Below are 22987 nucleotides of genomic sequence, written 5' to 3' on the forward strand. Positions count from 1 at the left end.
ATGCTGGTTACCGCATTCCAGTTTGATGGCGTACTTTGCTATGAAGCCCACCTTAACCGCCAAGCTCCTGCAAATCCTCGCCCCCTGGCGCAACGCCCCGGCCTGGCACATCGCCTTCTCCGGCGGCCTCGACTCCACCGTCCTGCTGCACCTCCTGGCCACTCTGGCCAAAACCGACAAGCTTCCGCCACTCAGCGTTATTCATGTTCATCATGGGCTGCAAGCTGCGGCGGATGCGTGGCCGGCCCATTGCCAGTCCGTGTGCGACGCCTTGTGCGTGCCTCTGCGGGTGATCCGCGTGCAAGTGCAACAAGGTGCAAGCCTGGAGCGCGCGGCCCGTGACGCGCGGTATCAGGCGTTTGCCGAGGTCACCGGGGCAGGGGAGTTGCTGGTCACGGGCCAGCACCGTGACGATCAGGCAGAAACCTTACTGTTTCGGCTGTTGCGTGGGGCTGGCGTGCGTGGCCTGGCGGCAATGCCCGCGCAGCGCCCTTTGGCAGATGGCTATCTGGTGCGACCCTTGCTGGATGTGTCTCGCGCCGAGCTTGAAGCCTACGCCCGTGAACATCAATTGACCTGGATCGAAGACCCGTCGAACGCTGATCCGCGTTTCTCCCGCAATTACCTGCGCCACCATGTTTTCCCGCAGTTGACCGAGCGGTGGCCCCAGGCCGTCAGCACCATGGCCCGTGGCGCTGAACATTTGAGCGAAGCCCAGGGGCTGCTCGACGAACTGGCGCAGATGGACCTGCTGGCCGCCAGCCAGCACCCGGTGTTTCCCTGGCTGGCATTGCCTTCGCTGACCCTTGAACCGCTTGCCGCGCTCTCCGAGGCCCGCCAGCGCAACGCACTTAGGCACTGGCTGACACCGCTGACACGCTTGCCCGACAGCGACCACTGGACCGGCTGGGCGACCTTGCGCGACGCCAAACACGATGCACAGCCACTGTGGCGCCTGGCCGACGGTCAATTGCACCGTTGTGGTGGACTTATCTGGTGGTTACCTGCCAGTTGGTCGGAATTTTCTGACGCATCGGTGAGCTGGCCGCGCCCGCAAAACCCACTACAGTTACCCGGTAACGGCCAAGTGCGCTTCAGCGGCAGTGCACCCGAAGGCCCCCTGAGCATCCGTTATCGCCAGGGCGGTGAAATCATGGAATTGCCAGGCCGGGGCCGGCGCGACCTGAAGCGCTTGCTTAACGAAAGTGCGGTGCCAGGCTTCATCCGTGGCAGATTGCCGCTGCTGTATCAGGGCCAGCAATTGCTGGCTGTGGCCAACCTGCCGGGGCTTGCGGCGGGTGGCGGTACCGGCTGGCAATTACATTGGATGCCACCAACCTGCGATCAAGGTTTGAGCTGATAGAGCCTTTCCGGTAGACTACGCTCCCTTCTTGATACAACTTCTGTGGATTCGCCTGAATCGCAGCAGTTGCCGATTACCAAGCAGTCTTTGCTGGGCGATTCCAAAAAATGTGTAGCGATCAACGTACCGGTGTTTCATTGCTGGTCTGTCACAACGCGGCGGTTTTTTTGAAAGGTGCACTGTGATTAATGCAGGTGATCGGGGGCTTCGGCCTTCCTTCGCTTTCCCCGGCGGCTCGGACCGCTTTAACGCAGACTTCTAGGGTTTTTCATGACGCGCTACATATTCGTCACGGGCGGTGTTGTTTCTTCATTGGGGAAAGGCATTGCCTCCGCTTCATTGGCGGCCATCCTGGAGGCGCGGGGACTTAAGGTCACCATGCTCAAGCTGGACCCGTACATCAACGTTGACCCGGGCACCATGAGCCCGTTCCAGCACGGTGAAGTGTTCGTCACCCACGACGGCGCCGAGACCGACCTGGACCTGGGCCACTACGAGCGGTTCATCCGCACGACCATGACCCAGAACAACAACTTCACCACCGGCCGTGTCTACGAGCACGTGCTGCGCAAGGAGCGCCGTGGTGACTACCTGGGTGCAACCATCCAGGTGATCCCGCACATCACCGACGAAATCAAGCGCCGCATCATCAAGGGTGCAGGCGATGCCGACGTGGCGATGGTCGAGATCGGTGGCACCGTGGGTGACATCGAATCCCAACCGTTCCTCGAAGCCATCCGCCAGTTGCGTTTCGAAGTCGGCGCCAAGCGCGCGATGCTGATGCACCTGACGCTGGTGCCGTACATCGCCACCGCCGGCGAAACCAAAACCAAGCCTACCCAGCACTCGGTCAAGGAACTGCGTTCCATCGGCCTGCAGCCGGACGTGCTGGTGTGCCGCTCCGACCACGCGATCGACATCGCGTCCCGTCGCAAGATCGCCCAGTTCACCAACGTTGAAGAACGTGCGGTAATCGCCCTGGAAGACGCCGACACCATCTACAAGATCCCGGGCATCCTGCATTCCCAGGGCCTGGATGATTTTGTCGTCGAGCGCTTCGGCCTGCAGTGTGGCGGCGCCGATCTGTCCGAGTGGGAAGCCGTGGTCGACGCCAAGCTCAACCCTGAGCATGAAGTCACCATCGCCATGGTCGGCAAGTACATGGAACTGCTGGACGCCTACAAGTCGCTGATCGAAGCGATGAGCCACGCGGGCATCAGCAACCGTACCAAGGTCAACCTGCGCTACATCGACTCCGAAGACATCGAGAACCAGGGCACCGCGTTGCTGGAAGGCGTTGACGCCATCCTGGTTCCGGGCGGCTTCGGTCTGCGTGGCGTGGAAGGCAAGATCACTGCCGTCCAGTACGCTCGTGAGAACAAGGTGCCGTACCTGGGTATCTGCCTGGGCATGCAAGTGGCGGTCATCGAGTTCGCCCGTAACGTAATGGGCTGGAAAGACGCCAACTCCACCGAGTTCGATCGCACCAGCGGCCATCCGGTCGTGGGCCTGATCACCGAGTGGGAAGATGCCACCGGCGCCGTCGAAACCCGTACCGAAGCCTCCGACCTGGGCGGCACCATGCGCCTCGGCGCGCAGGATTGCCTGCTGGAGCCGGGGTCCCTGGTTCACGATTGCTACGGCAAGGACGTGATTGTCGAGCGTCACCGTCACCGCTACGAAGTGAACAACAACCTGCTGCCGAAAATCATGGAAGCCGGCCTGAAAATCTCCGGTCGTTCCGGTGATGGCGCGCTGGTTGAAGTGGTTGAAGCACCGGATCATCCATGGTTCGTGGCTTGCCAGTTCCACCCGGAGTTCACCTCGACCCCGCGCGACGGTCACCCGTTGTTCAGCGGCTTCGTTAAAGCAGCACTGACGCAACATCAGAAGAAGGCGTAAACCTGATGGCCCAGAAGATCATTCGCGTAGGCGACATCGAGATTGCCAACGACAAGCCCATGGTGCTGTTCGGCGGCATGAACGTGCTGGAAAGCCGCGACATGGCGATGCAGGTCTGTGAAGAGTACGTGAAGGTGACCGAGAAACTCGGTATCCCCTACGTATTCAAGGCCAGCTTCGACAAGGCCAACCGTTCGTCCGTGACCTCCTACCGCGGCCCGGGCCTTGAAGAAGGCATGCGGATCTTCCAGGACATCAAGCAAGCCTTCGGCGTGCCGATCATCACCGACGTCCACGAGCCTGAGCAGGCTGCCGTGGTTGCCGAGGTGTGCGACATCATCCAGTTGCCGGCCTTCCTGTCGCGCCAGACCGACCTCGTGGTCGCGATGGCCAAGACCGGCGCTGTGATCAATATCAAGAAAGCCCAGTTCCTCGCGCCTCAGGAAATGAAACATATCCTGAACAAGTGCGTGGAAGCGGGTAACGACCAGTTGATCCTCTGCGAGCGTGGTTCGAGCTTCGGCTACAACAACCTCGTGGTGGACATGCTCGGTTTCGGCATCATGAAACAGTTCGAATACCCAGTGTTCTTCGACGTGACCCACGCGCTGCAAATGCCCGGTGGTCGCGCCGATTCCGCTGGCGGGCGCCGTGCCCAGGTACTGGACCTGGCCAAGGCCGGCATCAGCCAGTCCCTGGCAGGTTTGTTCCTGGAAGCCCACCCGGACCCGGACAACGCCAAGTGCGACGGCCCATGCGCCCTGCGCCTGGACAAGCTGGAGCCATTCCTGGCCCAGTTGAAGCAGTTGGACGACCTGGTCAAGAGTTTTCCGACGGTAGAGACCGCGTAAGCGCCATTTCTCCGGTAGACTTTCCCTCGCTTTACGCTCAGGCCCGCAGGCCTGAGCCTTGTCGCCTGCAAGCCTGCCCGTTGTTCCACCCTTGCGGTCGGTCAAAAGATTTCCTTCAGCTGCGTCGTTTTCGTCAACTTTGGAGTGTTTACAACAATGGCAAAAATCGTCGACATCAAAGGTCGTGAAGTTCTCGACTCCCGTGGCAACCCTACCGTCGAAGCCGACGTGCTTCTCGATAACGGCATCATCGGCAGCGCCTGCGCGCCGTCCGGTGCTTCCACAGGTTCCCGCGAAGCACTGGAACTGCGTGATGGCGACAAGAGCCGTTACCTGGGCAAGGGTGTACTCAAGGCGGTGGCCAACATCAATGGCCCGATCCGCGACCTGCTGCTGGGCAAGGATCCACTTGACCAGAAAGCCCTCGATCACGCGATGATCAAGCTCGACGGTACCGAAAACAAAGGCAGCCTGGGCGCCAACGCCATCCTCGCCGTGTCCCTGGCCGCTGCCAAGGCTGCTGCACAGGACCAGGACCTGCCGCTGTACGCCCACATCGCCAACCTGAACGGCACTCCGGGTGTCTACTCGATGCCGGTTCCGATGATGAACATCATCAACGGTGGCGAGCACGCTGATAACAACGTCGACATCCAGGAATTCATGGTGCAGCCGGTTGGCGCCAAGACTTTCTCCGAAGGCCTGCGCATGGGCACCGAGATTTTCCATCACCTCAAGGCTGTGCTGAAGGCCCGTGGCCTGAGCACTGCAGTGGGTGACGAAGGTGGTTTCGCGCCGAACCTGGCGTCCAACGAAGACGCACTGAAAGTGATCTCCGAAGCCGTGGCCAACGCTGGCTACAAGCTGGGCACCGACGTGACCCTGGCCCTGGACTGCGCGGCCAGCGAATTCTACGAAGACGGCAAGTACAACCTGTCCGGCGAAGGCCACGTCTTCACCTCGGAAGGTTTTGCTGACTACCTCAAGGGCCTGACCGAGCGCTACCCGATCATCTCGATCGAAGACGGCCTGGACGAGTCCGACTGGGCTGGCTGGAAAGTGTTGACCGACAAGATCGGCGAGAAGATCCAGCTGGTGGGCGACGACCTGTTCGTGACCAACACCAAGATCCTGAAAGAAGGCATCGACAAAAAGATCGCCAACTCGATCCTGATCAAGTTCAACCAGATCGGCACCCTGACCGAAACCCTGGAAGCCATCCAGATGGCCAAGGCTGCGGGCTACACCGCCGTGATCTCCCACCGCTCCGGCGAAACCGAAGACTCGACCATTGCCGACCTGGCCGTGGGCACTTCGGCTGGGCAGATCAAGACCGGTTCCCTGTGCCGTTCCGACCGCGTTTCCAAGTACAACCAATTGCTGCGTATCGAAGAGCAACTGGGCGGCAAAGCCAAGTACAACGGTCGCAGCGAGTTTCGCGGCTGATTGTTAAATGGTAAAAGGTCAGCGGATTACGTCGGAAAAATCACGGCAGCGTGAATTTCGGCGCTAATCTCATGACTAACAAGCACAAGCCTGGTTTTTCCAGGCTTCGTGCTATCAGTTGCTGCAAAAGTTTTGCATGGCTGTCTTTTTTCACTGGATACCCGATATTCGATGCGCAGTCCCAATTGGTTGTTCCTCGTCTTGCTCTTGCTGCTGGCTGGCCTGCAGTACCGCCTTTGGGTGGGGAATGGCAGCTTGGCGCAGGTCACCGAACTGACCCAGCAAATTGCCGCACAGCACGCCGAAAACGAGGTGTTGCTGGAGCGCAATCGCGTGCTCGATGCCGAAGTACTTGAATTGAAGAAAGGCATGGAGACCGTTGAAGAGCGGGCTCGCCATGAGTTGGGCATGGTCAAGGAGGGCGAAACCCTCTACCAGTTGGCCCAATGAGCATTTCGTCACCGGCCTTCTGGGCCGTGATTCCTGCCGCGGGCGTGGGTGCCCGTATGGCCGCGGACCGTCCCAAGCAGTACTTGCAATTGGGTGGGCGCACTATTCTCGAACACAGCCTTGGCTGTTTCCTCGATCATCCGGGCCTCAAGGGGCTGGTGGTCAGCGTTGCGATGGATGACCCTTACTGGCCGACCCTGGCTTGCGCCACCGACCCACGCATTGTGCGCGTTGACGGCGGCGAAGAGCGCTCGGGTTCGGTCCTCAATGCCTTGCTTTACCTGCACGGCCAGGGCGCGAGCGATGACGATTGGGTGCTGGTGCATGACGCCGCCCGGCCGAACCTCAGCCGCGATGACCTGGACAAGTTGCTCTTTGAACTGGCCGACGACAGCGTGGGTGGGCTGCTGGCCGTGCCGGCGCGGGACACCCTCAAGCGCGCCGACAAGCACGGGCGTGTGTTGGAAACGGTTGATCGCACGCCGATCTGGCAGGCCTACACCCCGCAGATGTTCCACCTTGGCGCGCTGCACCGGGCCTTGGCCGACAGCCTGGTCTCGGACGTGGTCATCACCGACGAAGCCTCGGCCATGGAATGGGCCGGGCATGCGCCTCGCCTGATCGAAGGCCGTTCCGACAACCTCAAGGTCACCCGCCCGGAAGACCTTGAATGGCTGCGCCAGCGCCGGGCTTTCCAGTCTTCCTGACGGTCACCCCGTCACTTGTTCAAGCCCGGCCGGGGCCTTGAACTCATCCACCAGCGCCTGAATGCTGTCGAACGGTTTACCGTCCACGGCCCAACCGGGTGCGCTGATGGCGTACCGGCTGCCCTGCTGATCGATCCTGAAATGGCGTACGTCGCCTCGGCGTGAACGGTAGTGAACGCGTGCGGGGGTCGTAGCGGTGGCTGAGGTCAACATGAATTGGCCGGGTTTGGTCAACTGCGTCTGTGGCGTTTTGGCCGGGGGCTGGGAGGGGCCAGGCACCGGTTGCGCCAGGCGCTGCAAAGTGGCGTTGTCCACCCGCAGGACCAGATGGGCCTTGACCGTTCCCTCACCCTTGCCAATGCCCAGGCTGGCGGTGCGCCCGGTGTCCACTTCGATGCCCAGGTGTCCGCCAGCCGCTGCATCTTCGATCCGCAGGCCAATGCTACCGGTGAGTTCGGCGATTCCAGGAATGCCGTTGTAGGTATTGGTATGGCTGTCACCCACCAGTGCAACCCATTTGCCGGGGCGCGCCTTGGTGGTCTGTGTCCATTGAATCACTTCGGTGGCGTAGTAGTTCATCATGCGTTGGCGCATGTTGTCGGCGGTGTCCGGCAGGTCGCGGAGCATATAGCTGACGGTGCAGTCGATCGGCTGGATTTTTATCCTGGCGTCACGAGCTTTGGTGACGATGTTGACGAACGAGTAGTGCTGGTCGCGCAAAGGCGGGTAGATATTGTTGAGGAAGCCCTTGAGTTCCTCGGGCATCACCGCGCTTCGGGTACGGTAGAACGCCTTGAGCAAGGGCATGTGTACGTCCGTCAGCAGGTGCTCGAAATAGATGCGTTTGACGCCTTGGCTGGCCAGCAGCTGCATGTTGTCGATCAGAAACGCCTTGCTCGACAGCGCTCCGTGGCTTTCGCCGATCACCAGGCCGTCGCTGGCGTGCAGCAGTTTTTGGATGATGCTCGGCTGCGATTCATTCAGGCTGAACCGTGGAAGCACGGGCCGCATCGGTGAAAACGGCAGGTTGGCAAAGAACACCGTGGCGTCTTCAGACAGTTTGGTTCTTTTCTCGAAAAACAACTTGCGGGTGTCTTTGATTGGCTGGGCGCCACTACCCGTAGGTTCAAGGTTTTCCGAAAACGAACTGGTATCGGTGAGCATCTCCGAAACGGTCTCGCGAGCAAGTGGTGGCATCTCGTAGGCACTGTAGAACGTCGCGTGTTCCGGGCCGCCGAACAGTGTGTAGACCCGTTGCCAGGCATTGCGAAATGCGCCTCCGCCAGCCAGCCCGGCCGTGCGCCATTTCAGATCGGCGCTCTGGATGGCATACAGGCCGGTGGATTGCAGAGTGTTCGGCGCGTTTGGGGCCATCACGAACAGTTCGAAGAAGCCGGATTCATTGGGAGTCTTGAAAGTCAGGTACAGGTCGCCGTGAATCCGGAGGGTCTGCATCCCGTTGGGGCTTATCCGTGGGCTCAGGGTGCGGGTCTCAGTGCTGCCCGCAACGGAGGTCTCGTTGATGGCGGTGACGCTGATCCGGCCCGCATCCTGGCGGACTGCCGGGCCCAGGGTGGGGCGCAGGTTTTCGAGGCCCTTGAGGCCCTTGGCAACACCATGGGCGACCACCGGCAGCGCGTTAAGCGCGCCAAATACAATGCGCGCCTTCCCCTGGGGTTTGCCGCGCAGCAGGTCGTCGGTACCTACCACCATTTCGGTCGCGCCGGAGGTCAAGAAGCAAAATTCCGCCAGTAACGCATTGCCCATGGCCAGTGCCACGGGAATCGCCAGGATGCAGGCTTTTTCCAGGGCATCCAGGGTGTCGGCCTTCAGCGTATCCAGGGGTGAAATAAAGCTTCGTGCCGCCATTTTTGCGAGGCGAACCCTGATCTGCCGGGCGATGAACTCAAACGGATTACTGCCCAGTGCCGGGTACATCGGGTTATTAATGTATTGCTCAGGATCCCAGTAGTTATCTGCCCGCAGGCTGTTGAACAAGCCCGGGGAGGTTGCCGGCTTCGGAAACACTGCCATCCCCACCAGAGCCTCTTCCACGCCGCTGTAGATCAGGCCGGAATCGATGGCGTCCTCATCGAAGTGTTGGGTCAGTACCTTGCGTTGAGTGGCGTCCCTTGCCGTTTCCACCAGCCAACTGCGCATGTCTGCCGGGTTATTGAACCCATGGAAGGGCGAGGAGTTGCCCGGGATATAGAGCAGGGTCACCTGGCTTTGGTTATCGGTGATGGTCAGGATGTCGGTGGATTCGCTGTTGTGAACGCGCAATAGCCGCAGGGACAGGTTTGGGTCGAGGCGATAGGGCTCCTGGAAATCCTCCAGGGTGAGGTTGTCGTGGTTCTTGTCGATGCCGATTCCCGCCGCCCGTGCCGCCAGCTGTCTCTCTGCCACGGTCAGGGTGAACTCATGGAACTGTTCCAGATAGGCTTTGGTGAACGCGATGCGCATCAGGGTGTTGTAGTTTTCCCGGTGGCTGCTCCAGAACTTGCCGATCGCCTCGTCGTAGGTTTGTTCGAAATGGCTTGAGTTAACGATGTGCCTGAAGGTTTTTGGTGAAATCTGCAGCTGCGTGCTCGGGTCGTAAACCTGGGGCTGGCTTTGCAGATACAGCGCCTCATAACGCCTTGGCGGGATCCAGCCCGAGACGATGAACTCTTCGTTGAACATTGCCGGAATCCGGTTATCCATCAAGCGCGGCAGCTCGCTGACAATATTGAAATAAGGTGCAGTGGTGGAAAACCCGGTGGTATTGAGCATGCCGCCCGGGGGCTGGGGCGCATTGCAGACCATGGCCTCGGTCAGCGACATCGACTGGATCACCACGGCGGTGAAGGCCGCATTGGGATTGTCGGTGTTGTATTCGAGGGTGGCGAGGAGGGTGGTATCCGGGTCGAACTCGACCTGGCTGAGGGGCTGTACCCGCTCGCGGATCAACTGGGCGGCGATTTGCGAAGGTACGGGGAAATCCGCCAGGACCTTGCGAACGAAATGACTGATGCGCTGGAGTTGCGGGCCGTTGGTTATCATGGGGGTGCCTGGTTACGCAGTAAAAAAGGCTATTTACCGGCACTCAGGCGCTGCATGGGCGGTAGCTGTCTATCGCAGGTAGACGGGATGGTTGCCCAGGCCCTCCTTGAGAAAGTCCACCAGTTTTCGCACCTTGGGCGAAAGGTGGCGTTGTTGCGGGTACAGCGCCCAAACCGCGGTGTTGGGCGGTTGATGGGCTTCGAGTAACGACACCAGTGCGCCGCTGTGCAAATGCTCCAGCACGTAATAGTCCGGCAACTGGCAAAGACCGACACCTTGCAGGGCCGCATCCAGCACCGCTTGCCCGCTGTTGCAGCGCCAGTTTCCCTGTACCCGCTGGGAAAATTCGCGCCCGTCCTGGGCCAGTTGCCAAATATCCGAGCTGCCGATCAGGCAGTTATGCCGGCTTAACTCCGACAAGCTATGTGGCCGCCCGTACCTGGCCAGGTAGGACGGTGACGCGCACAGGTACATACGCCGCGGCGCGAGGCGGCTGGCAACCATGCGCGAATCCGCCAGGCGCCCGAGGCGAATCGCCAGGTCCAGGCCTTCGTGCACCAGGTCCAGCTGGCGGTTGGTCAATTCCACGTCCACGCGCAATTGCGGATAAAGCGCCATGAACCGCGTCACCAGCGGCACGATAAAACGCTCGCCGTAAGCCACTGCGCAGGTCATGCGCAACATTCCCTTGGGCTCGCTGGCCAGGTCGCCCACGGCGCGCAAGGCTTCTTCGCGACCGTCCTGCAATCGCTGGCAATGTTGCAGGAAGGTCTGGCCGGCTTCGGTCAGTGTCACCTTGCGCGTGCTGCGATACAGCAAGCGTGTTTGCAGGCGCTCTTCCAGTCGCGCGACCTGGCGGCTGATATGGGACGACGACACGCCCAGGCGCTCGGCGGCCGCGGTGAATTGGCTGCATTCGGCCACGGCGACGAACTCGTCGATGCCCTCCCAGCGGTTTTCCAGCATGCTGATTGTCCCTGTGCGGCAATAATGTTTTGCTTTTGTCTGGATTATTAATCAGATGAGCATGTTTTACACTGCCGGTCTTACGTTTTTAACCCGATGGAGAAACCGGATGATCAAGTCCCGCGCGGCCGTAGCCTTCGAAGCCAAGAAACCCCTCGAGATCGTTGAAGTGGATGTGGCCATGCCCAAGGCGGGCGAGGTGCTGTTGCGGGTGGTGGCGTCCGGTGTGTGCCATACCGATGCCTACACCCTGTCGGGCGCGGACCCGGAAGGCATTTTCCCGTCGATCCTCGGCCACGAGGGCGGCGCCGTGGTTGAAGCCATCGGCGAAGGCGTGACCTCGGTGGCGGTGGGCGACCACGTGATCCCGCTGTACACCCCGGAATGCGGCAAGTGCAAATTCTGCCTGTCGGGCAAGACCAACCTCTGCCAGGCGATTCGCGCCACCCAGGGCAAAGGCCTGATGCCCGACGGTACTTCGCGCTTTTCCTACAAGGGCCAGCCGATTTTCCACTACATGGGCACTTCGACCTTCTCCGAATACACCGTGCTGCCGGAAATCTCCGTAGCGAAGATTCCCAAAGAAGCGCCGCTGGAAAAAGTCTGCCTGCTGGGCTGTGGCGTCACAACCGGTATCGGTGCAGTGATCAACACCGCCAAGGTCAAGCCAGGCGACACCGTGGCCATCTTCGGCCTGGGCGGCATCGGCCTGTCGGCGGTGATCGGCGCGGTGAAAGCCAAGGCCGGCCGCATCATTGCCATCGACATCAACCCGGCCAAGTTTGAAATCGCCAGGCAGCTGGGTGCCACCGACTGCATCAACCCGAAAGACTACGACCGCCCGATCCAGGACGTGATCGTCGATTTGACCGACGGCGGCGTCGACTTTTCCTTCGAGTGCATCGGCAATGTCCAGCTGATGCGTGCGGCCCTTGAGTGCTGCCACAAAGGTTGGGGCGAGTCGGTGATCATCGGCGTGGCCGGCGCCGGCCAGGAAATTGCTACCCGTCCGTTCCAACTGGTCACCGGCCGCGTCTGGCGCGGTTCGGCGTTCGGCGGCGTGCGCGGTCGCAGCGAGTTGCCAAGCTATGTGGAAATGGCCCAGACCGGTGAAATCCCGCTGGATACGTTCATCACCCACACCATGGGCCTGGAAGATATCAACAAGGCGTTTGACCTGATGCATGAAGGCAAGAGCATCCGCACCGTCATTCACTTCTGAGGTCGGCCATGAGTCTGGAAAACCTGTCGTGCCAGAAAAGCTTCGGCGGCTGGCATAAACGCTACAAGCATCATTCCGACGTGCTGGGTTGCGACATGACCTTCGCCGTGTACCTGCCGCCGCAAGCGGAGCAGGGCGGCAAATTGCCGGTGCTGTACTGGCTGTCGGGGCTGACCTGCACCGATGAGAACTTCATGCAGAAGGCCGGCGCGCAACGCATGGCAGCCGAGCTGGGGTTGATCATTGTTGCGCCGGACACCAGCCCGCGCGGCCCCGGTGTGCCGGGTGATCCGGACAACGCCTGGGACTTTGGCCTGGGCGCCGGTTTCTACCTGAACGCCACCCAGGAGCCCTGGGCCCAGCACTATCGGATGCATGACTACGTGGTGCAGGAGTTGCCTGCATTGGTCGAGGCGCATTTCCCGGCGTCGGCCAAACGCGGGATCAGCGGCCACTCCATGGGCGGCCACGGCGCGCTGGTGTGTGCCTTGCGCAACCCGGGGCGTTATCAGTCGGTGTCGGCGTTCTCGCCGATCAACAACCCGATGGATTGCCCGTGGGGCCAGAAGGCATTCTCCCGCTACCTCGGCGAAGAGCGCTCGAAATGGCGCGAATGGGATGCCTGCGTGTTGATCAGCGAAGCCTCGGAAAAGCTGCCATTGCTGGTGGACCAGGGCGACCGCGACGATTTCCTCGCGGTGCAGCTCAAGCCTGAAGCGTTGCAACAGGCGGCCAGGGCGGCGAACCATCCGCTGGAGCTGCGCCTGCAACCGGGCTATGACCACAGCTACTTCTTTATCGCCAGCTTCATCGAAGACCATTTACGCCATCACGCGCGCGCTTTGCTCGGTTAATGTGAGGCAAAAGTAGGTAGAATCACGCCCTGAATTAAATCGGGGCGTTTTTTTATGCGTATTGGCCACGGCTATGATGTGCACCGTTTCGCCGAAGGCGATTTCATCACCCTGGGCGGCGTGCGGATCGCGCACCACCACGGGTTGCTGGCTCATTCCGACGGCGACGTGGTGCTGCATGCCTTGAGCGATGCCTTGCTCGGCGCAGCTGCGTTGGGCGACATCGGCAAGCACTTTCCGGACACCGACCCGACCTTCAAGGGCGCGGACAGCCGTGTGCTGTTGCGTCACGTGGTCGGCTTGATCCATGCCAAGGGCTGGAAGGTCGGCAACGTCGACAACACCATCGTCGCCCAGGCGCCCAAGATGGCCCCGCATATCGAAACGATGCGCGCGCTGATTGCCGCGGATCTTCAAGTTGAGTTGGATCAAGTGAACGTAAAAGCCACCACCACCGAAAAGCTCGGGTTTACCGGTCGCGAAGAGGGCATTGCCGTGCACTCCGTTGCCTTGTTGCTGCGCGCATGAATGATCTGCAACTGCTGGGCCCGCGTGCCTATGGCGAGGCCTTGGGCAGCGCTGTTCTGAAGGCCACCGCTGAAGACTTCCAGGTGGATGAAGTGCTGGATATCCCGCTGACCGGCGAGGGTGAACACCTGTGGTTGTGGGTGGAAAAGCGCGGCCTGAATACCGAAGAGGCGGCGCGGCGGATTGCCAAGGCGGCGGGAGTGCCGTTGCGTACCGTCAGCTACGCCGGGCTCAAGGACCGCCAGGCGCTGACACGCCAGTGGTTCAGCGTGCAGTTGCCGGGCAAGGCGGACCCGGACCTGAGCGCGGCTGAAAACGACACCCTGAAGATCCTCAAGACCGGCCGTCACAAGCGCAAGCTGCAGCGCGGCGCGCATTCGGCCAACGGCTTTACCTTGCGCCTGACCCAGTTTGCCGGGGATGCGGCGGCCATCGACGCCCGCCTGCAACTGATCGCCCGGCAAGGCATTCCCAACTATTTCGGCGCCCAGCGTTTCGGCCATAACGGCGGCAACGTCGTCGATGCCCGTGACTGGGCGGCGCGCAAGGCCTTGCCGGAGCAGCGCAATGTGCGTTCGCGCCTGCTCTCGACGGCCCGCAGCTTCCTGTTCAATAAAGTGCTGGCGGCGCGGGTGGCCGACGGTTCCTGGCAGCGCGCCCAGGTCGGTGACTTGCTGGCGTTTACCGACAGCCGCAGCTTTTTCCCGGCGGGGGAGGCTGAATGCAGCGACCCGCGCCTGGCAATCCTCGACCTGCATCCCACCGGCCCGCAGTGGGGCGAAGGTGATTCGCCGGCGGCGGGAGCAACCTTCGCGCTGGAACAGGCGATTGCCGACGGTGAAGCCGAACTGCGGGATTGGCTGGTGAATGCCGGCATGAGCCAGGAACGTCGCATTCTTCGACTGCCCATTGGCGGGTTGACGTGGCATTATCCCGAACCTGACATTCTGCAATTGGAATTCGTCCTGCCGGCTGGATGCTTCGCCACTGTCTTGGTGCGCGAGCTTGTAGATCTGGTGCCGGTGGGGCAGACGGACAGCCCATGCGTATTCTGATATCTAACGACGACGGGGTCACTGCACCCGGCCTTGCCGCGCTTCATGCTGCGCTGGCGGATTACGCCGAGTGCGTGGTGGTTGCCCCGGACCAGGACAAAAGCGGCGCCAGCAGCTCGCTGACGCTCGACCGTCCGTTGCATACACAGACGTTGCCCAACGGCTTTATCAGCGTGAATGGCACGCCGACCGACTGCGTGCACCTGGCGATCAACAGCCTGCTGGACCGCGAGCCGGACCTGGTGGTTTCCGGGATCAACCTGGGCGCCAACCTGGGTGACGACGTGCTGTATTCCGGTACGGTGGCGGCAGCCCTTGAAGGGCGCTTCCTCGGTCGGACCTCGTTCGCTTTTTCGTTTGCGTCCCGTCAACTGGACAACCTGGCGACTGCGGCGTATTTCGCCCGCAAGTTGGTGGAGGCCCATGACACCCTGGTCCTGCCGCCGCGCACGGTGCTCAACGTCAATATTCCCAATCTGCCCCTGGACCACATTCGCGGTATCCAGCTGACCCGCCTCGGCCACCGTGCCCGTGCGGCAGCGCCGCTGAAGGTGGTCGACCCGCGTGGCAGGGAAGGGTACTGGATTGCCGCTGCCGGCGATGCCGAGGACGGTGGCGAGGGCACTGACTTTCATGCGGTGATGCAAGGTTATGTCTCGATTACCCCGTTGCAACTCGATCGCACCTTCAGTGATGCCTTCAGTAGCCTCGATGGCTGGCTGGAGGGGCTGCGCTGATGGCTCGTGAACAAGACGACCTGCTGCGCCGGGGCATCGGGATGACCTCCCAGCGCACCCGCGAGCGATTGATCCAGCGCCTGTATGAAGAAGGGCTGTCCAATGCCCAGGTGCTGGAAGTCATCCGGCGTACCCCGCGGCATCTGTTTGTCGATGAAGCCCTGGCGCACCGCGCCTATGAAGACACAGCCTTGCCCATCGGCCACAACCAGACCATCTCCCAGCCCTATATGGTGGCGCGGATGAGTGAGTTGCTGCTGGCGGCGGGCCCGCTGGACAAGGTGCTGGAAATCGGCACCGGCTCCGGCTACCAGACGGCCGTGTTGTCGCAGCTGGTGGAGCGGGTGTTTTCCGTGGAGCGCATCAAGGTGTTGCAAGACCGGGCCAAGGAACGCCTGGTGGAGTTGAACCTGCGCAACGTGGTGTTCCGTTGGGGTGATGGCTGGGAAGGCTGGCCGGCACTGGCGCCATACAACGGCATTATCGTCACCGCGGTGGCGACCGACGTGCCCCAGGCCTTGCTCGATCAACTGGCTCCCGGCGGGCGCCTGGTGATTCCGGTGGGCTCCGGCGAAGTGCAACAATTAATGTTGATCATTCGCGAGGAAGAGGGCTTTTCCCGGCATGTGCTCGGCGCCGTGCGTTTTGTCCCGCTGCTCAACGGTCCGCTGGCCTGATCAATTATTCCTGCGTACTGAATTCTATTGCCGGGTATGTGTCTTACAGCGGGGTCTGTTGAGTCCACATGATCAGCCGTCGGAGTTAAACATGATGAAATTTTCTTTAGAGTCGTGTTTCCAGTAAAAACCCAACGGCCAGTTATACTTGCGTCATATTTCAAGCCTGATACAGGCGTTCATAGTCAGCCACCACAAAGGGAGCGGCGGGTGAGTCTCACGGTCATTGCACAGCGTATGAGTCAAACAAGCTTTCAGCGACTGGTGATTGGCCTTGTCTTGAGTTCCTTGCTGGCGGCTTGTTCAAGCACGCCATCCGGTGGCGCGCGGGTGGTCGACCGCAATAATGCGGTACCGCAGAAACCTACCGTTACCACTGGCCAATACGTCGTGCGCAAGGGCGATACGATGTTCTCGATCGCCTTTCGTTATGGCTGGGACTACAAGGCGCTCGCCGCCCGTAACAACATCCCTGTGCCGTACACGATACATCCAGGTCAGACCATTCGTTTCGATGGACGAACCGGTTCAACACCGACCGCGGTAGTCACAAACACGGCTTCTTCGCCGTCGTCTTCGAGCAAGACCACCATCATCACCCGGCCTGCAGGTACCGCCGCGCCTAGCGTTGCGAGCAAGCCGGCACCTGCGCCGATGCCGCCGGCGGGGCCCGCACCGACCGGCTGGGGATGGCCCTCAAATGGCATCCTTATTGGAAAATTCTCTTCAAACGGTAGTTTGAATAAAGGCATTGATATCGCCGGGGATTTGGGACAGCCTGTTTTAGCTGCGTCTGATGGGACAGTGGTGTACGCCGGGAGTGGTTTACGGGGCTACGGCGAGCTGGTCATCATCAAACACAGCGATACCTACGTCAGTGCCTACGGTCACAACCGCAGGCTGTTGGTTCGGGAGGGGCAGCAGGTCAAAGTCGGACAGACAATTGCCGAAATGGGGTCAACTGGTACAGACCGGGTGAAACTGCACTTTGAGATTCGCCGCCAAGGGAAGCCTGTTGATCCGCTGCAATTCCTTCCCCGTCGTTGATGTGTTGCACAGCCTGTTCCTCACGTAGTAGGAACAGGCTCCAGCGTTGCCAAGGATAAAGGCGTCGCTTGAGCTTGAGGTCGAACTCACCAAAGGACTATAACAATGGCTCTCAGTAAAGAAGCGCCGGAGTTTGACATCGACGATGAGGTTCTCCTTATGGAGACTGTCATCGATACGGAATCGATGTCGAATGAGGGACCTGCTGTACCTTCAGTTCGCACCAAATCCAAGAACTCCACCGCGTTAAAGCAACACAAGTACATTGATTACACACGGGCGCTCGACGCGACTCAGTTGTACCTCAATGAAATCGGCTTTTCCCCTCTGCTCACTCCCGAAGAAGAAGTCCATTTTGCGCGCTTGTCGCAAAAGGGCGATCCGGCTGGGCGCAAGCGCATGATTGAAAGCAACCTGCGACTGGTGGTGAAAATCGCCCGACGCTACGTCAATCGTGGGCTGTCCCTGTTGGACTTGATCGAAGAGGGCAATCTCGGCCTGATCCGGGCGGTGGAAAAGTTCGACCCTGAGCGGGGCTTCCGCTTTTCGACCTACGCCACCTGGTGGATTCGTCAGACCATCGAACGGGCGATCATGAATCAGACCCGTACGATCCGGTTGCCGATCCATGTGGTCAAGGAGCTCAACGTCTACCTGCGGGCGGCGCGTGAGCTGACACAGAAACTCGATCATGAACCTTCGCCTGAAGAAATCGCCAACCTGCTGGAAAAACCGGTGGGAGAGGTCAAGCGCATGCTCGGTCTCAATGAGCGAGTGTCTTCCGTCGATGTCTCGCTGGGTCCGGATTCGGATAAAACCCTGCTGGACACCCTGACCGATGATCGTCCTACGGACCCATGTGAGTTGCTGCAGGACGACGATCTGTCGCAAAGCATCGACCAGTGGCTTTCGGAGCTGACGGACAAACAGCGTGAGGTGGTGATTCGCCGCTTCGGGCTGCGCGGCCACGAAAGCAGCACCCTGGAAGATGTTGGCCTGGAGATTGGCTTGACCCGTGAGCGGGTGCGGCAGATCCAGGTCGAGGGCCTCAAGCGCTTGCGCGAGATCCTCGAGAAGAATGGCTTGTCGAGTGAGTCGTTGTTTCAATAAGCGACGCAGGATGAAATGTGGGAGCGGGCTTGCTCGCGAATACGGTGTTTCAGTCAGCCTATCTGGCGACTGATTCACCGCTTTCGCGAGCAAGCCCGCTCCCACATTTTTTTGTGCATGGAATTACATCGTGTGATTGGCAAATCCCGAGCACAAAAAAAGCCCCGCTTTTGAGGGCGGGGCTTTTCGACTAAATCAGTACAAGTTAGATAACTTGAACTTCTTCAGCTTGCATGCCTTTCTGACCGCGGGTAGCGATGAAAGAAACCTGTTGGCCTTCTTTCAGGCTTTTGAAGCCGTCGGATTGGATAGCTTTGAAGTGAACGAACAGGTCGTCACCGGATTGTGGAGTGATGAAGCCGAAGCCTTTTTCATCGTTGAACCACTTAACGGTACCAGTTTGGCGATTAGACATGGTGTATCTCCTTGGACAAAGTTAACTGCGACTCAGGAAAAGCCCTGGCCGAGACTGAGTGCAAAGAGCAGGAAAAATTCTTGGAGATGGTTGGATCGAAATTCAACATATCGTGTAGAGATTCTCAGTGACACAAGCAGCACAGTGGCGCCACCTTAACCCTTTTTCCGGAACGTGCCAATGGTATTTCCGAAGGTTTCTCTATTTTCGTGACTGGCGGCACCCTGATACCGCACCAACACCCCACGATTGAAGGTGCGCCCCGCCCAGCAGGGGCTGCGCGGCGCCAAGAAAAACAGCCGCCCCTTTGAACCACGGGGCCAGCCCCGGTAAGATGCCCAACAGAATTTTTTCACCTCGCTATTCAGGACACCCGCCATGAGCATCAAATCGGACAAGTGGATTCGCCGCATGGCGCAAGAGCACGGCATGATCGAGCCCTTCGTGGAGCGCCAGATGCGTGGCGAAGGCGCTGAGCGGCTGATCTCGTTCGGGGTTTCCAGCTACGGCTACGACGTACGCTGCGCCGATGAGTTCAAGGTGTTCACCAACATCAACTCGGCAACCGTCGATCCGAAAAACTTCGACGAAAAAAGCTTCGTCGACGTCAAGAGCGACGTCTGCATCATCCCGCCAAACTCCTTTGCCCTGGCGCGCACCGTCGAATTCTTCCGTATCCCGCGTAATGTCCTGACTATCTGCCTGGGCAAAAGCACCTACGCGCGCTGCGGCATCATCGTCAACGTGACGCCGCTGGAGCCGGAATGGGAAGGGCACGTCACCCTGGAGTTCTCCAACACCACCACCTTGCCGGCAAAAATCTACGCCAACGAAGGCGTGGCGCAGATGCTGTTCTTCGAATCCGACGAAGAGTGCGAAGTGTCCTATAAGGACCGTGGCGGCAAGTATCAGGGCCAGCGCGGCGTCACTCTCCCACGCACTTGATCGAATCGTCTTACAGGCTAAGGGAATTTGTCAGCGGGCATGCACTCTATTGGGTGTACTGCCCCGACGCGTGCACAACGCGCCGGGCCACGCTTGAGGAGTCCCCTATGAAGCTCGATCCGCGAATCAGCGCCGAACTCGCCCGGCTTGAACCCAACCAGATTGGTGTGATGGCCTGGTCCTTGATGGCCGATCCCGCCGCAGGCGGCATTCCCGGCCAGCCAGGTCCCGATGATCCCTGGCCCAACCAGCCTGAAGAGCCTGGCGAACCCACTCTCCCTGACGAACCGCCTCCCGCCCCTGTGGCCTGATTTCCTGCACGCGTCGCCAATGGTCAGTTGCTCAACGCACTGGCCATACTTCCTGGTCTCCGATCACGAAGATCCGGCTGCCTTCTTCCTGCGTCACTGAATAACCCCCGGTAAAAGCGCCGAACGCCGGTAGCAGGCTGACTTGGTTGCCGATCAGGAAGCACGGCAGGCGCAAGCTTTGCCGGCCCTTGCCCCGCAGGCGATACACCGGATGCACGTGCCCGGCCAGCACATGGTGGCTGGCATGGGCGTCGGGCTCGTGCTGCAAGGCAAACGGGCCCATCAGCAAGGGTTCGGTCACCACCTCAATATTCAGATCGCCAGGCGGGTCTCCAGCGCGTTTGTCGTGGTTGCCGCGAATCAGCGTGAGCGCCACACCTGCATGACGCTCACGCCAGGCTCTCAGGGCGTTCAGGGTGCCGCTGGCGTGAGAGCCGGGCCCGTGGAGAAAGTCGCCGAGAAAGATCACCTGCGCGCCGGGGAAAGCCGCCAACAACCGGTCCAGGCGCTGCAGGTTGGCCGTCGTCGTGCCCTGTGGCACTGGCTGGCCCAGGCTGCGATAGGCCGACGCCTTGCCAAAATGCGCGTCGGCGATCAGCAGGCACTTTCTCGCAGGCCAGTACACCGCCTTGTCCGCCAGCAACCACAGCGCTTCTTCCGCCAGATGTATCGGGTAATGAGCGGGCATCAGGGCTTCCCGTTATCGGCGACTTTTTCCAGATCCTTGACCATCCGCGCAATCCGCTCCGAGAGTTTTTCCGAGCTCAGGCTTTCCCGAAAACGTTCCACCAGCAGCGGAAAGGCCAACGGCGTAGGCCGTTTGATGTGATGCAGGTCCAGCTTCAACCCAGACAGGTGGCGCAAGGTCTCTTCCAGGCGACGAATATCCAGCTCATCCCGCAGGACTTCTTCCCCGGCCTGGGTCAGTAGCAGGTTCTGCGGGTCATATTGCTTGAATACCTCAAAGAACAAACCGCTGGAAGCCTGGACCTGACGCGTACTTTTCGGCGCGCCCGGATAGCCTGCGAACACCAGCCCGGCGATCCGCGCGATCTCGCGAAAACGTCGCAGGGCCAGCTCACCGGCATTCAGGCTGGCTACCACGTCATCCAGCAGATGATCCGCGCTCAGCAGTTCGCCGCCCAATAACTCAGGCCAATCCACTTCGGTGGCACTCAGCAGTTCCAGCCCATAGTCATTGACCGCAATCGAGAACGTCACCGCCTGCCGCCGGCTGACGCGCCAGGCCAGCAGGCTCGCCAGCCCCAGATGCACCTGGCGCCCGGCAAACGGATACAGGAACAGATGCCAGCCTTCCCGGGACTTGAGGGCCTCGGCCAGCAAGTGATCGCGGGTCGGCAGTCCGGACCAGCGCAGTTGGGTTTCCAGCAAGGGTTGCACCGCTTGCATCTCCGGGCCGAGATAGTGACCGTGGGCAGCCGCATCAAAGCGCTCGACCACCGCCTGGGCCAGCTCGTTGGAAAGAGGCATGCGCCCGCCGTTCCAGCGTGGCACGGCAGCCTTTTTCGCGGTGCTGCGCTTCACATAAGCAGTCATGTTTTCCACCCGTACCAACTCCAGCAAGCGGCCGGCGAACAGGAAACCATCCCCTGGCTTCAGTCGTGCAATAAAGCCTTCCTCGACACTGCCCAGGGTCTTGCCACCGCCGCCTTTGCTCCAGAATTTCAGCTGGATGCTGGCGTCGCTGACGATCGTACCCACGCTCATGCGATGGCGCCGCGCCAGGCGTGCGTCGGGGACGCGCCAGATGCCGTGTTCGTCCGGCTCGACCCGGCGGTAATCCGGGTAGGCCGTCAGTGACAGGCCACCATGGCGCACGAAACCCAGGGCCCAGGCCCAATCTGCTGCGCTCAGGTCACGATAGGCCCACGCGGTGCGCACCTCCGCCAGCAGCTCATCCGGCACAAAGCCCCCGCCCAGCGCCATGCTCACCAGATGCTGCACCAGCACATCCAACGGTTTGTGAGGCGACTGGCGCGCTTCTATGCGCCGTTCAGCGATGGCGTCCTGCGCGGCAGCGGCTTCCACCATTTCCAGGCTGTGGGTTGGCACCAGCGTGACCCGCGACGGCCGGCCCGGTGCGTGGCCGGAGCGCCCTGCGCGCTGCATCAGCCGGGCTACGCCCTTGGCCGAGCCAATCTGCAGTACCCGTTCCACCGGCAGGAAATCTACCCCCAGGTCCAGGCTCGACGTACACACCACGGCCTTCAGTTGCCCCTCCTTCAGGGCTCGCTCCACCCAGTCCCGGGTTTCCCGGGACAGCGAGCCGTGGTGCAGGGCAATCACTCCGGCCCAGTCGGGGCGCGCGTCGAGCAGGGCCTGGTACCAGATTTCCGATTGTGCCCGTGTGTTGGTAAACACCAGGCAACTGCTGCTGGCATCGACTTCGGCCACCACTTGCGGGAGCATTTTCAGGCCGATATGGCCGGCCCACGGAAAGCGCTCGATAACCGGTGGCAACAGGGTGTCTACTCGCAACTGTTTGGTGGTTTGGCCTTGGACGTTGATCCCGCCGCCTTGTGGGATCAACACCTCCAACGCGTGGGCCTGATTACCCAGGGTTGCGGAAATGCCCCACACAATCAGGTCGGGGTGCCATTGCCGAAGGCGTGCGAGGGCCAGTTGCAATTGCACGCCGCGTTTGTTGCCGATCAGTTCGTGCCATTCGTCCACTACCACCATGCGCAGGTGCGACAGGCTGGCCTGGCTGTCGGCGCGGGCGAGCATCAGCGTGAGGCTTTCCGGGGTGGTGATCAGGGTGGTGGGCAGACGGCGGGTTTGGCGGGCGCGTTCGCTGCTGCTGGTGTCGCCGGTGCGCAGGCCGACGGTCCAGGGGATTTTCAGTGATTCGAGCGGGGCCTCAAGGGCGCGGGCGGTGTCGGCGGCCAGGGCGCGCATTGGGGTGATCCACAGGACGGCCAGCGGTTCGGCGGGGGCTTTGCGTTTGCGGGGTGTGGTTTCGGTGATGGCGAAGCGGTTGAGGGCGGCGAACCACAGGGCGTAGGTTTTCCCGGCGCCGGTGCTGGCGTGGAGCAGTCCCGACTGGCCTTCCTTGACTGCGTGCCATACGTCTTTTTGGAAGGCGAACGGTTTCCAGCCCTTGGCGGTGAACCAGTCTTTGGCGAAGTTGGGGGATTTGGCCATGCTTGGGGCTCTGGGGGGGTAATTCAGAGACCTTTGGGGTGGGGGAAAGGTTTAACTGCGATTTTTTTGGGGGCGGGGTGTATATCCGTTATTTAGGTAACGGCTGCCTATGGTTCCGCTCTTACAGCGGGTCACTTTTTTACAAACGCCTAAAAAAGTAACCAAAAAACGCTTTGCCCCACCACTCGGTGCCT

The 22987-nt window shown here is 60.7% G+C and carries 21 protein-coding genes; 16 read left to right on the plus strand and 5 right to left on the minus strand.

Going from position 1 to position 22987, the window contains the following annotated elements:
- Positions 1 to 40 precede the first annotated feature (40 nt).
- The 6 genes from tilS to ispD all read left to right on the plus strand — a co-directional run bounded on the left by tilS (position 41) and on the right by ispD (position 6719).
- On the plus strand, positions 41 to 1360 hold the full coding sequence (tilS, locus tag HX814_RS30145; RefSeq protein WP_177008897.1) for a tRNA lysidine(34) synthetase TilS: 1320 nt from the start codon (positions 41 to 43) through the stop codon (positions 1358 to 1360).
- Positions 1361 to 1633: 273 nt separating this feature from the next.
- Complete coding sequence (locus tag HX814_RS30150) at positions 1634 to 3265, plus strand: CTP synthase (RefSeq protein WP_003219298.1); 1632 nt, start codon at positions 1634 to 1636, stop codon at positions 3263 to 3265.
- 5 nt (positions 3266 to 3270) lie between these two features.
- A complete protein-coding gene (gene kdsA / locus HX814_RS30155; protein ID WP_003219295.1) occupies positions 3271 to 4116 on the plus strand; it encodes a 3-deoxy-8-phosphooctulonate synthase in 846 nt (281 codons plus the stop codon).
- A 156-nt stretch (positions 4117 to 4272) separates the two neighbouring features.
- Complete coding sequence (gene eno, locus HX814_RS30160) at positions 4273 to 5562, plus strand: phosphopyruvate hydratase (protein ID WP_003219294.1); 1290 nt, start codon at positions 4273 to 4275, stop codon at positions 5560 to 5562.
- Positions 5563 to 5733: 171 nt separating this feature from the next.
- Entirely contained in the window at positions 5734 to 6012 is a 279-nt protein-coding gene (ftsB, locus tag HX814_RS30165; protein WP_003219292.1) for a cell division protein FtsB, read from the plus strand.
- Positions 6009 to 6719 (plus strand): 2-C-methyl-D-erythritol 4-phosphate cytidylyltransferase, encoded by a 711-nt coding sequence (gene ispD, locus HX814_RS30170; RefSeq protein ID WP_008432218.1) that lies wholly within the window; start codon positions 6009 to 6011, stop codon positions 6717 to 6719. The genes ftsB and ispD overlap by 4 nt, the downstream gene beginning before the upstream one ends.
- A gap of 3 nt (positions 6720 to 6722) precedes the next feature.
- On the opposite strand, the gene HX814_RS30175 is transcribed toward ispD, so the two are convergent.
- Both HX814_RS30175 and HX814_RS30180 read right to left on the minus strand, forming a co-directional pair.
- Positions 6723 to 9761 carry a dermonecrotic toxin domain-containing protein gene (locus HX814_RS30175; protein ID WP_177008898.1) on the minus strand — a complete coding sequence of 1013 codons (3039 nt, stop codon included), beginning with the start codon at positions 9759 to 9761 and terminating at the stop codon, positions 6723 to 6725.
- A 69-nt stretch (positions 9762 to 9830) separates the two neighbouring features.
- Positions 9831 to 10727 carry a LysR substrate-binding domain-containing protein gene (locus HX814_RS30180; RefSeq protein WP_003219287.1) on the minus strand — a complete coding sequence of 299 codons (897 nt, stop codon included), beginning with the start codon at positions 10725 to 10727 and terminating at the stop codon, positions 9831 to 9833.
- A 109-nt stretch (positions 10728 to 10836) separates the two neighbouring features.
- Between HX814_RS30180 and HX814_RS30185 the strand changes: the two genes are divergently transcribed.
- From HX814_RS30185 to rpoS, 8 genes are all read left to right on the plus strand, one after another.
- Entirely contained in the window at positions 10837 to 11949 is a 1113-nt protein-coding gene (locus HX814_RS30185; RefSeq protein ID WP_003219285.1) for an S-(hydroxymethyl)glutathione dehydrogenase/class III alcohol dehydrogenase, read from the plus strand.
- Positions 11950 to 11957: 8 nt separating this feature from the next.
- Positions 11958 to 12803 (plus strand): S-formylglutathione hydrolase, encoded by an 846-nt coding sequence (gene fghA / locus HX814_RS30190; protein ID WP_003219284.1) that lies wholly within the window; start codon positions 11958 to 11960, stop codon positions 12801 to 12803.
- A gap of 54 nt (positions 12804 to 12857) precedes the next feature.
- Entirely contained in the window at positions 12858 to 13331 is a 474-nt protein-coding gene (ispF, locus tag HX814_RS30195) for a 2-C-methyl-D-erythritol 2,4-cyclodiphosphate synthase (RefSeq protein ID WP_003219282.1), read from the plus strand.
- A complete protein-coding gene (gene truD, locus HX814_RS30200; RefSeq protein ID WP_003219280.1) occupies positions 13328 to 14386 on the plus strand; it encodes a tRNA pseudouridine(13) synthase TruD in 1059 nt (352 codons plus the stop codon). Before ispF ends, truD begins: the two co-directional genes overlap by 4 nt.
- Positions 14374 to 15123 (plus strand): 5'/3'-nucleotidase SurE, encoded by a 750-nt coding sequence (gene surE / locus HX814_RS30205; RefSeq protein WP_003219278.1) that lies wholly within the window; start codon positions 14374 to 14376, stop codon positions 15121 to 15123. Before truD ends, surE begins: the two co-directional genes overlap by 13 nt.
- Before the next feature lie 41 nt (positions 15124 to 15164).
- On the plus strand, positions 15165 to 15800 hold the full coding sequence (locus tag HX814_RS30210) for a protein-L-isoaspartate(D-aspartate) O-methyltransferase (RefSeq protein ID WP_010176736.1): 636 nt from the start codon (positions 15165 to 15167) through the stop codon (positions 15798 to 15800).
- A gap of 210 nt (positions 15801 to 16010) precedes the next feature.
- Complete coding sequence (locus HX814_RS30215) at positions 16011 to 16847, plus strand: peptidoglycan DD-metalloendopeptidase family protein (RefSeq protein ID WP_032898924.1); 837 nt, start codon at positions 16011 to 16013, stop codon at positions 16845 to 16847.
- Positions 16848 to 16952: 105 nt separating this feature from the next.
- A complete protein-coding gene (gene rpoS, locus HX814_RS30220; RefSeq protein WP_003219274.1) occupies positions 16953 to 17957 on the plus strand; it encodes an RNA polymerase sigma factor RpoS in 1005 nt (334 codons plus the stop codon).
- A gap of 205 nt (positions 17958 to 18162) precedes the next feature.
- On the opposite strand, the gene HX814_RS30225 is transcribed toward rpoS, so the two are convergent.
- Positions 18163 to 18372 carry a cold-shock protein gene (locus HX814_RS30225; RefSeq protein ID WP_002554837.1) on the minus strand — a complete coding sequence of 70 codons (210 nt, stop codon included), beginning with the start codon at positions 18370 to 18372 and terminating at the stop codon, positions 18163 to 18165.
- Positions 18373 to 18750: 378 nt separating this feature from the next.
- On the opposite strand from HX814_RS30225, the gene dcd reads away from it, so the two are divergent.
- Together dcd and HX814_RS30235 are read left to right on the plus strand one after the other, a co-directional pair.
- Positions 18751 to 19317, plus strand: a complete 567-nt coding sequence (gene dcd, locus HX814_RS30230; protein ID WP_003219273.1) for a dCTP deaminase — start codon at positions 18751 to 18753, stop codon at positions 19315 to 19317.
- Between the two features lie 107 nt (positions 19318 to 19424).
- A complete protein-coding gene (locus HX814_RS30235; protein WP_003219272.1) occupies positions 19425 to 19628 on the plus strand; it encodes a hypothetical protein in 204 nt (67 codons plus the stop codon).
- A gap of 31 nt (positions 19629 to 19659) precedes the next feature.
- Here HX814_RS30235 and pdeM read toward each other — a convergent pair whose 3' ends face one another.
- Complete coding sequence (pdeM, locus tag HX814_RS30240; RefSeq protein ID WP_003219271.1) at positions 19660 to 20316, minus strand: ligase-associated DNA damage response endonuclease PdeM; 657 nt, start codon at positions 20314 to 20316, stop codon at positions 19660 to 19662.
- A complete protein-coding gene (locus HX814_RS30245) occupies positions 20316 to 22793 on the minus strand; it encodes a ligase-associated DNA damage response DEXH box helicase (RefSeq protein WP_177008899.1) in 2478 nt (825 codons plus the stop codon). The genes pdeM and HX814_RS30245 overlap by 1 nt, the downstream gene beginning before the upstream one ends.
- Between the last annotated feature and the right edge of the window lie 194 nt (positions 22794 to 22987).

Origin of the sequence: Pseudomonas sp. C8002 (genome assembly GCF_013385765.1) — a bacterium.
GTDB lineage: Bacteria > Pseudomonadota > Gammaproteobacteria > Pseudomonadales > Pseudomonadaceae > Aquipseudomonas.

Coding starts and splice junctions, on each gene's coding strand:
- tilS (WP_177008897.1), top strand. CDS start 41: ATGAAGCCCACCTTAACCGCCAAGCTCCTGCAAATCCTCGCCCCCTGG.
- HX814_RS30150 (WP_003219298.1), top strand. CDS start 1,634: ATGACGCGCTACATATTCGTCACGGGCGGTGTTGTTTCTTCATTGGGG.
- kdsA (WP_003219295.1), top strand. CDS start 3,271: ATGGCCCAGAAGATCATTCGCGTAGGCGACATCGAGATTGCCAACGAC.
- eno (WP_003219294.1), top strand. CDS start 4,273: ATGGCAAAAATCGTCGACATCAAAGGTCGTGAAGTTCTCGACTCCCGT.
- ftsB (WP_003219292.1), top strand. CDS start 5,734: ATGCGCAGTCCCAATTGGTTGTTCCTCGTCTTGCTCTTGCTGCTGGCT.
- ispD (WP_008432218.1), top strand. CDS start 6,009: ATGAGCATTTCGTCACCGGCCTTCTGGGCCGTGATTCCTGCCGCGGGC.
- HX814_RS30175 (WP_177008898.1), bottom strand. CDS start 9,761: ATGATAACCAACGGCCCGCAACTCCAGCGCATCAGTCATTTCGTTCGC.
- HX814_RS30180 (WP_003219287.1), bottom strand. CDS start 10,727: ATGCTGGAAAACCGCTGGGAGGGCATCGACGAGTTCGTCGCCGTGGCC.
- HX814_RS30185 (WP_003219285.1), top strand. CDS start 10,837: ATGATCAAGTCCCGCGCGGCCGTAGCCTTCGAAGCCAAGAAACCCCTC.
- fghA (WP_003219284.1), top strand. CDS start 11,958: ATGAGTCTGGAAAACCTGTCGTGCCAGAAAAGCTTCGGCGGCTGGCAT.
- ispF (WP_003219282.1), top strand. CDS start 12,858: ATGCGTATTGGCCACGGCTATGATGTGCACCGTTTCGCCGAAGGCGAT.
- truD (WP_003219280.1), top strand. CDS start 13,328: ATGAATGATCTGCAACTGCTGGGCCCGCGTGCCTATGGCGAGGCCTTG.
- surE (WP_003219278.1), top strand. CDS start 14,374: ATGCGTATTCTGATATCTAACGACGACGGGGTCACTGCACCCGGCCTT.
- HX814_RS30210 (WP_010176736.1), top strand. CDS start 15,165: ATGACCTCCCAGCGCACCCGCGAGCGATTGATCCAGCGCCTGTATGAA.
- rpoS (WP_003219274.1), top strand. CDS start 16,953: ATGGCTCTCAGTAAAGAAGCGCCGGAGTTTGACATCGACGATGAGGTT.
- HX814_RS30225 (WP_002554837.1), bottom strand. CDS start 18,372: ATGTCTAATCGCCAAACTGGTACCGTTAAGTGGTTCAACGATGAAAAA.
- dcd (WP_003219273.1), top strand. CDS start 18,751: ATGAGCATCAAATCGGACAAGTGGATTCGCCGCATGGCGCAAGAGCAC.
- HX814_RS30235 (WP_003219272.1), top strand. CDS start 19,425: ATGAAGCTCGATCCGCGAATCAGCGCCGAACTCGCCCGGCTTGAACCC.
- pdeM (WP_003219271.1), bottom strand. CDS start 20,316: ATGCCCGCTCATTACCCGATACATCTGGCGGAAGAAGCGCTGTGGTTG.
- HX814_RS30245 (WP_177008899.1), bottom strand. CDS start 22,793: ATGGCCAAATCCCCCAACTTCGCCAAAGACTGGTTCACCGCCAAGGGC.